The following is a 6,448-nucleotide window of genomic DNA, read 5'->3' as shown; positions in this document are numbered from 1 at the left end:
CAAAAAACGCCTAATCACATTTAAGTGATTAGACGTAAAATTTCATAATCAACTCCAATTACTGGGGTTCATTGCAATTCGGAAATTTCCGAATCCTTTTTAAATTCAATTATTTACTTGTTTTTGATGATGAACCTGAAACATATCCTGAAAGGATATCTTTAAGATCACTATCCTTGATTGAAACATCAGCCTTCTTCAAGACTTTAGAAATAACCTTTTGCATAACGGTTGAATCTTGCATCCATTCTGCATAGATCTTAGATTTCAATAGAGCTTTGTGATCAGCTAATTTACCCTTAGCAGGTTTCTTAACTAACTTGATTACTGAGTAACCATAACTTGTCTTAACTGGTTCTGATGTAACGTCGCCAACCTTGTCAAGTTTGTATGCGGCTGTCTTGAAGTCTGAATCGATTGTTGTGCTGTCTTTATCAAATGCTGCCATCTTACCACCATTGTTCTTTGTGGCAGAATCAGTTGAGTATTCTTTAGCTAAGTCAGCGAACTTCTCACCGTTATTAAGTTTATCAATAACTTCTTGAGCAGTAGCCTTCTTTTTAACTAAGATTTGAGCAACTGTGATTTTTGGTTGATATGATTTCCATTCGCTTTGAAGTTTCTTGTTAGAAATCTTCTTGTTATCTTTCAAAGCAACTTTTGTAAGAAGGTTAGTACGGATATTCTTCTTAAATTGTTTTGCTGTCATACCGTTTTGTTGAAGAATTGAACTGAATGAAGAACCATATTGTGACTTGTACTTGTTATACTCTTTAGTAACTTTCTTGTCACTAACTTGTTTTCCATATTGTTCTTCAAGAGCTTTAGATATGATCATTGTTTGAAGTGTTTGCTTACCAGAAGAAGAACTCTTCATTTCATCGTAATATTCTTGTTGAGTAATTCTTCCGCCCTTCATAGAAGCAACGGTCTTGTTACCGGAACATCCAGCAACAACGGTTATCATTAGAAGACCAGCAATTGCTAGAATCCACTTAGTAAATCGTTTATTCATCCTTTACACATCCTTATTTAATATGTCTACAATTGAAGAGAATACCATAAAATAGCAGTTTAAGTAGGATAAATCAGGAAAAAATCATAAAAACTTCACAAATTATCTATTTATGCTATTCATATCTTCAAGATTACCTTGTAATTCAGAAATTGTCGACTGTAAACTCTCAATATCGGGTTGTATGTTGTTAGTGTAGTCTGTGAAGTCCCTTTGAAGATCCTTAACGACACTAGGGACAACCTTGGCACTATCGGAAAGTTCCGTAATTGAGCCTTTGATTGCTGAAACTTTAATTAAAATTTTATTAGCATCATCGGTTAACGTACCTTTTTGAAAGTAGTTTAATGCTACACCAGAGATGGTACCAATTATAAAGCCAGTAGTAAATTTCATACACTAACCCTCCAAATTCTTCTTGATAGCATCAGCCCGTTCTTGCATCTGTTCGTCAGAGGCAACGCCAGTGTTATCTGCCCATTTCATTGAAAATCCGTCTTTATCAGAATATCTAGGAACTAAGTGAATATGTGAGTGCATAACACTTTGGTAGGCTATCTCACCATTATTTAGGCAGATATTCATACCGATAATATCAGGATTTGATTCCTTAATAGCACGAGCAATCATAGGCACTTTCTTGAAGACACGTTGTGCAAGATCCTCATCGTATTCAAAGATATTCTTAACGTGTTTTTTAGGTACTATCAAAGTATGACCAGGGGTAACTTGAGAGATGTCAAAGAATGCCTTGATATCGTCATCCTCATATATAGTAGTATTTGGAATTTCATTGTTAATTATTTTACAAAAGATACAATCATCCATAAAAAATCTCCTCTAAAAAAAGTTTATTTATACTAATGCTATCATAATTGATTGAAACTGTTTACACAATTTTCTATAACTTGATGAGACATCATTGCTTTTAGTGAGATAAGTGTTCTGTAGCATAGTTTGCTTCATCAGATGTAAATTGATCCCCATCTTTTGAAGTAAGTTGTTCATAGATCTCTCTTTTGGACATGGACATTTTGCGATATGTTTCAGCGGTTGCCAAAGCATTAGTATTCCAATTAGCTTTGACATGGTCAATGGCATATTGGGCCACAGAAGTAGAAAGTCCGTCACCGGCTTTTGCGGTTAATTGATCGTAAATCCCAATTTTAGACATATTCATATCTTTAGCATAGATTTTGGCACGTTTGAGTGCGTCTTTATCATCAGCAGTAGGATTTGAATCATCTGTAGTTGATTCAGAATTATTGAAATTTTCTTTGTCATCATAATTGGTACCGTAATTATTATTAGTGAAATTAACTTCATGAAGTTCACTTTCAAGTAGGCCTTTAACCTTTGCAGTGATGGTGAAGGTGGTATACATAAGATCTTTACTTGTTTTTCCGTTGTCGTTCAATTGAATTGACCATTTTTTATTATTTCTAATTTTGATATTCTTAACTACTTTGTAGTCATTTTGATTATCTTCAATTTTAACAGTCGAACCTTTAGGAGCAGTACCAGAAACTTTTGTGGATTTGGTTTGTTTATCAACATACAGGTCACCAAATTCATCTTGTCCTTTAACGGTTAACTTCGTATGTGCACTACTAGGAATGTAACCAACTTTTATTTGCTTGATTTCAGACTTACCATTTTTATTCTTAGCACGAAGCTTGTAAGTTGTGCCTGGTTCAAGATTCTTTAAGGTAAAGCGTCCACTATTATCAGAATTGACTTTTTTGTTACCAGTAAATCCGTCGTAATTTTTTGCAATTACTTGAGTATTTCTTGAAGTTTTACCGCTGACTTTACCAGTTGTATTTTTACCAGTTATTTTAACGTGGTCAGTGTCAACAGAAATAGTCGGTTGAGAATGGAAACTGGCGATCCATAAAATCATCAGAATAACCACAACTACTGCAAGTACTGCAGTTAAAATCAATATGTTACGATTTTTTGTTTTTATTTTTTGAATATCAGTTTCGGAAAGATTGTCTTTCGATATTTCTGGAACTTTTTTTGATTGTTTTTTGATTGACTTTTCGATGGTAAATTTTGGTTGCTCTTTGCCACAGTATGGACAAAAAACAACATAGCTTTCTATTTCTTTTCCACAATTAATACAAAATCTTTTTTTATCTGGATCCATAATTTTTCCCCCAAGTTTAGTTATGTTCCAAAATTAAAGAGCACCAACGAATCCACTAATAAATCCGATCACAAATAGAATTCCAAATAATACTGCCGATGGAATCCAAAGCCACATTCCGGCCACCTTATGGTTATATTTCTTTTGGATAACTATTCCTAAGGCTAAGACAATAAGTAAACCTAAATCAAGTTTAGGAACAAGTGAAATAACAAATATGATCCAACCAATAATATCTAAAATAAACCATGTTTTTGAATCATCTTTTTGAATATCATTACTTTCAACAGATGCGGTTACTTTTGCTTCTGAATCTTCCCTTTGTGGATCTTGGTCTGCTCCACAATATGGGCAAAATCTAATTTCCCCTGTAAGTTCTTTCCCACACTTATAGCAAAATCGTTTGCTATCATTTTCCATAATAAATCTCCCTTATAATTGATCTTTCATGTATAACAATTTAAAGATTAACATTGGGTAAAAAACTGAACAACAAATTATTTTATATAATCACAAAAACAAAAGGAATTCGGGAAATTTGGTTAATAACTTTCAATAATTTAAATTGATTAGCGCTTGGGTTATAATATTAATAAGAATAAGCACAGTTCAAAGTCCGTTTGGCTTAGAATTGTGCTTTTGTAATTAAAACAGGTATAGGTGGTTAATCTATGACTCTAGAACTTAAAGAACTTACTGGTGGCTACGGCCAAGTATCAGTATTAAAAAAAGAGACCTTTACAGTTGAGGACGGGCAGGTCGTTGGACTTATCGGTCTAAATGGTGCTGGTAAATCTACGACTATTAAACATATTATTGGTTTACTTACTCCACGTGGCGGACAGATCTTAATTGACGGATTAAGTCTGCAGGATAATGTTGAAGAATATCGTAAAAAAATTGCATATGTGCCAGAGATGCCAATTCTTTATTCAGAACTAACATTGAAGGAACATATTAATTTGACAATCATGGCTTATGGCCTTGATCATGATAAAACATGGGATAAGGCACATGAACTTTTAAAAACATTTCGTTTAGATAATAAGTTAGATTGGTTTCCACAGAATTTTTCAAAAGGTATGAAACAAAAAGTCATGATCGTCTGTGCTTTTATGACAGATGCACGTCTGTTTATCATTGACGAACCGTTTACCGGATTAGATCCATTAGCTGTTAATGATCTTTTGAATATTGTCGAAGAAAAGAAACAGAAAGGTTGTTCAGTATTGATGTCTACTCATGTTTTAGCAACCGTTCAAGATCATGCTGACAAATTCATTCTACTAAATCATGGACAGGTTAGAGCGGATGGAACACTTGATGAGTTAAAGGAGAAGTTTGACATGCAAAATGGTAATTTAGATGACATCTATATTAAAATGTCAAACGAAGATCACTAATGACAGATTTATGGAAAGAACGATTAAGAAGACATCAACTTAATCAATTTAAATATTTGAGATTGATCTTTAATGATAACTTTGTATTAGCATTTATTGTTTTGATAGGTGCCTTAGGATTTTGGTATTCTAATTTTCTAGATACGATCAATCAAGTTACTATATTCGGAAAACCCGTTGTAATTATTCTATTCTGGTTCATTGCACAATCAGGTAGTGTGGCTACGTTGTTAGAAGAGCCTGATAGTACTTTCCTGTTGGTCAAAGAAAAAGATTTCTATGATTACTTCAAGGCTGCTAGAAATTACAGCAGTATGTTGCCAGTAGTGGCAGTGGCCTTGGTCGGATTCTTAATGTCGCCATTTGCTTTTAAAGCAGCCGGATTGTCAGTTCTTTCTATTATTATGCTGACATTAGGGGTGGTCGTTTATAAATTTGCAATGTTGAATTTTGAAGTTTTTGGCATCTATGGTAAAAAAAATCTCAAGGGACTTTCTATTAAAAGCTGGGTAAATTTAGCTTTAATAGTTTTGTTGATTTTGTCAGCATATTTAAACAGCTTTATCTTGATTGTTGTTGCGGCAATTTTATTAGGATATGTAGTTTCAAGAAGTCAGTCGATCTGTGAATCAGGACAGCTTCAATGGCAGAGTGCCATTGATAAAGAGAATCAGAGAATGTTTAGAATTAAGCGCTTTTATAACTTATTTACAGATGTTCCCGGAGTTAATAGTAAGATCAGACGTCGTAAATGGTTGGATTTCTTGTTCAAAGGTATTAAAGAAGAACAAGGCAATACTTATCTATATCTATTTGCTCGTGGGTTCGTCAGAAATAATGAATATATTGGTTTATTTATGAGGTTAACGATCATTCAAGCGATTATGTTATGCTTGATCGATAACTTTTATATCTCCTTAATAGTAGAAATGTTATTTATTTACTTAGTCGGATTCCAGCTAAAGCCTTACTTTAAAGAAACGATGCAGAATTTGATGCAAAGGATCTATCCTGTTAAACAATCGGATAAGATCAAAGATTTTACAAAATTAAGTATGTTCGTCTTGTTTATTCAATGGTTGGTCAGCGTATTTGCTATCTTATATAAGTTTGGTTTCAGCTTAAATGGCTTGATGATTGTCGCAGCAGGACTTGCTGTATTAATTTTTGTGGGATATTTCTATATTCCTAAACAACTTAAAAAAATATTTTAATAGTGGAGTGTATTTAGATTTATGAGACTAAGAAATAAACCTTGGGCTAAAGAAATGATCAATGATAATTTGGATCTGATTTCAATTCAGCCAGAAAATATGCAAGGTAAATGGCAAGCTAGATTTGAAAAGAAACAACCTTTATTTCTTGAATTAGGTTCAGGTAAGGGAGCATTTATCACAGAACTAGCTAGGCAGAATCCTCAGAACAACTACATTGCAATGGAAGTTCAAGAGGGTGCCATTGCTCTTATTTTGAAGAAACAAGTTGAAAATAAATTACCTAATTTACAATTATTGCTTGCTAATGGATCAGAGCTATCTGATTTGTTTGCTGAAGGTGAGATAAAAGGTTTATATCTAAACTTTTCTGATCCATGGCCCAAGACGCGTCATGTTAAGAGAAGATTGACGTATAAGTCATTCTTGAAACAATACAAGTATGTTCTTGAAGATGAAGGTAATATTGAATTCAAAACTGACAATCAAGGCCTATTCGAGTATTCATTAGTAAGTATGAATAACTTTGGTATGAAATTTGAAGAGTTATCTTTAGACCTGCATAATGACGAAAGCTTAAATGAAAGTAATATTCAAACTGAATATGAAGAAAAGTTCTCAAAAAAAGGCTTCAGGATAAATTACCTGAAAGCCTCATTCTAGA

Annotated in this window: 8 protein-coding genes; 3 read left to right on the top strand and 5 right to left on the bottom strand. The window is 33.3% G+C overall.

Features of this window, described 5'->3' with window-relative positions; translation table 11 throughout:
• Nucleotides 1-109: 109 nt before the first annotated feature.
• The 5 genes from EKM64_RS10385 to EKM64_RS10365 form a co-directional block, all read right to left on the bottom strand.
• Nucleotides 110-1,015 (bottom strand): peptidylprolyl isomerase PrsA, encoded by a 906-nt coding sequence (locus EKM64_RS10385; protein WP_125678330.1) that lies wholly within the window; start codon nucleotides 1,013-1,015, stop codon nucleotides 110-112.
• A gap of 102 nt (nucleotides 1,016-1,117) precedes the next feature.
• Nucleotides 1,118-1,411: a hypothetical protein gene (locus tag EKM64_RS10380; protein WP_125678328.1), complete on the bottom strand. Its 294-nt coding sequence runs from the start codon at nucleotides 1,409-1,411 to the stop codon at nucleotides 1,118-1,120.
• A gap of 3 nt (nucleotides 1,412-1,414) precedes the next feature.
• Entirely contained in the window at nucleotides 1,415-1,843 is a 429-nt protein-coding gene (locus EKM64_RS10375; protein ID WP_125678326.1) for an HIT family protein, read from the bottom strand.
• 100 nt (nucleotides 1,844-1,943) lie between these two features.
• Nucleotides 1,944-3,167 carry an Ltp family lipoprotein gene (locus EKM64_RS10370; RefSeq protein ID WP_125678324.1) on the bottom strand — a complete coding sequence of 408 codons (1,224 nt, stop codon included), beginning with the start codon at nucleotides 3,165-3,167 and terminating at the stop codon, nucleotides 1,944-1,946.
• A 33-nt stretch (nucleotides 3,168-3,200) separates the two neighbouring features.
• On the bottom strand, nucleotides 3,201-3,587 hold the full coding sequence (locus EKM64_RS10365) for a DUF962 domain-containing protein (protein WP_125678322.1): 387 nt from the start codon (nucleotides 3,585-3,587) through the stop codon (nucleotides 3,201-3,203).
• A 251-nt stretch (nucleotides 3,588-3,838) separates the two neighbouring features.
• Between EKM64_RS10365 and EKM64_RS10360 the strand changes: the two genes are divergently transcribed.
• The 3 genes from EKM64_RS10360 to trmB are packed head-to-tail and all read left to right on the top strand — an operon-like array spanning nucleotide 3,839 to nucleotide 6,447.
• Complete coding sequence (locus EKM64_RS10360; protein WP_125678320.1) at nucleotides 3,839-4,570, top strand: ABC transporter ATP-binding protein; 732 nt, start codon at nucleotides 3,839-3,841, stop codon at nucleotides 4,568-4,570.
• Nucleotides 4,570-5,784 (top strand): ABC transporter permease, encoded by a 1,215-nt coding sequence (locus EKM64_RS10355; protein WP_125678318.1) that lies wholly within the window; start codon nucleotides 4,570-4,572, stop codon nucleotides 5,782-5,784. Before EKM64_RS10360 ends, EKM64_RS10355 begins: the two co-directional genes overlap by 1 nt.
• 21 nt (nucleotides 5,785-5,805) lie before the next feature.
• Nucleotides 5,806-6,447 carry a tRNA (guanosine(46)-N7)-methyltransferase TrmB gene (gene trmB, locus EKM64_RS10350; RefSeq protein ID WP_125678316.1) on the top strand — a complete coding sequence of 214 codons (642 nt, stop codon included), beginning with the start codon at nucleotides 5,806-5,808 and terminating at the stop codon, nucleotides 6,445-6,447.
• Nucleotide 6,448 lies beyond the last annotated feature (1 nt).

The organism is Companilactobacillus keshanensis, assembly GCF_003946205.1.
GTDB lineage: Bacteria > Bacillota > Bacilli > Lactobacillales > Lactobacillaceae > Companilactobacillus > Companilactobacillus keshanensis.
This window is presented reverse-complemented; position numbering and strand designations above follow the sequence as displayed.

Excerpts from the sequence above, each read along its gene's own strand:
- EKM64_RS10360 (WP_125678320.1), top strand. The coding sequence starts at position 3,839 with ATGACTCTAGAACTTAAAGAACTTACTGGTGGCTACGGCCAAGTATCA.
- EKM64_RS10380 (WP_125678328.1), bottom strand. The coding sequence starts at position 1,411 with ATGAAATTTACTACTGGCTTTATAATTGGTACCATCTCTGGTGTAGCA.
- trmB (WP_125678316.1), top strand. The coding sequence starts at position 5,806 with ATGAGACTAAGAAATAAACCTTGGGCTAAAGAAATGATCAATGATAAT.
- EKM64_RS10355 (WP_125678318.1), top strand. The coding sequence starts at position 4,570 with ATGACAGATTTATGGAAAGAACGATTAAGAAGACATCAACTTAATCAA.
- EKM64_RS10375 (WP_125678326.1), bottom strand. The coding sequence starts at position 1,843 with ATGGATGATTGTATCTTTTGTAAAATAATTAACAATGAAATTCCAAAT.
- EKM64_RS10385 (WP_125678330.1), bottom strand. The coding sequence starts at position 1,015 with ATGAATAAACGATTTACTAAGTGGATTCTAGCAATTGCTGGTCTTCTA.
- EKM64_RS10370 (WP_125678324.1), bottom strand. The coding sequence starts at position 3,167 with ATGGATCCAGATAAAAAAAGATTTTGTATTAATTGTGGAAAAGAAATA.
- EKM64_RS10365 (WP_125678322.1), bottom strand. The coding sequence starts at position 3,587 with ATGGAAAATGATAGCAAACGATTTTGCTATAAGTGTGGGAAAGAACTT.